At 46.1% G+C, this 1,397-nt stretch carries 1 protein-coding gene; it reads left to right on the forward strand.

The genetic code is table 11. The annotated features are described in order from the left end of the window. On the forward strand, nt 1-1,397 hold a 1,397-nt coding region (locus A0765_RS09560), incomplete at both ends, for a collagen-flanked surface repeat-containing protein (protein WP_442684631.1).

Here is a 1,397-nt window from a genome sequence, read left to right on the forward strand (position 1 = left end):
AAAGACGGCGCAACAGGTGCTACAGGTGCAACCGGAGCTAAGGGTGAAGATGGCAAGCCATCATTGGCTAAGGTTGTAGACAACAACGATGGCACTCATACTGTTCAAGTCGGACTTGATAAGAACGGCAACGGTCAGTTGGATTCAGACGAAGTGACCTCATCTACCATCGTTAAAGACGGTAAGGATGGTAAGTCTCCATTAGCTGAAGTAGTTGATAACCACGATGGTACCCATACTGTTAAAGTTGGACTCGATAAGAACGGCGACGGTAAACTTGATCCAAGCGAAGTGACTTCAACAACTATCGTTAAAGACGGTGTAACTGGAGCTACAGGCGCAACCGGAGCTAAGGGTGAAGATGGTAAATCATCATTAACTGAAGTAGTTGATAACCACGATGGTACTCATACTGTTAAAGTTGGAATCGATAAGAATGGCGACGGTAAACTTGATCCAAGTGAAGTAACGTCAACGACTATCGTGAAAGATGGGGCAAATGGAGCTACAGGCGCAACCGGAGCGGATGGCAAGCCATCATTGGCCAAGGTTGTAGACAATAACGATGGCACTCACACTGTTCAAGTCGGACTCGATAAGAACGGCGACGGTAAACTTGATCCAAGTGAAGTAACGTCAACGACTATCGTGAAAGACGGCGCAACTGGTGCTACAGGAGCGACCGGTGCAACTGGTGCGGATGGTAAAGATGGTAAATCATCATTAACTGAAGTAGTTGATAATAATGACGGTACTCATACTGTTAAAGTTGGACTCGATAAGAACGGTGATGGTAAACTTGATCCAAGCGAAGTAACGTCAACGACTATCGTTAAAGACGGCGCAACTGGTGCTACAGGAGCAACTGGAGCGGATGGTAAATCATCATTGACTGAAGTAGTTAACAACAATGATGGTACGCATACTGTTAAAGTTGGAATCGATAAGAATGGTGATGGTAAGCTTGATCCAAGCGAAGTAACTTCAACAACTATCGTGAAAGACGGCGTAACTGGTGCTACCGGTGCTACAGGCGCAACTGGAGCTAAGGGTGAAGATGGCAAGCCATCATTGGCTAAGGTTGTAGACAACAACGATGGCACTCATACTGTTAAAGTTGGAATCGATAAGAATGGTGATGGTAAGCTTGATCCAAGCGAAGTAACTTCAACGACTATCGTGAAAGACGGTGCAACAGGTGCCACAGGATCGGATGGTAAACCATCATTGGCTAAGGTTGTAGACAATAACGATGGCACTCACACTGTTCAAGTCGGACTTGATAAGAACGGCAACGGTCAGCTTGATCCAGACGAAGTGACATCTTCAACTATCATCAAAGATGGTAAGGATGGCAAAGCTGGGGCAACAGGTGCTACTGGAGCAACTGGTGCGGA

Source organism: Streptococcus cristatus (genome assembly GCF_001588905.1).
Taxonomy (GTDB): domain Bacteria; phylum Bacillota; class Bacilli; order Lactobacillales; family Streptococcaceae; genus Streptococcus; species Streptococcus cristatus_N.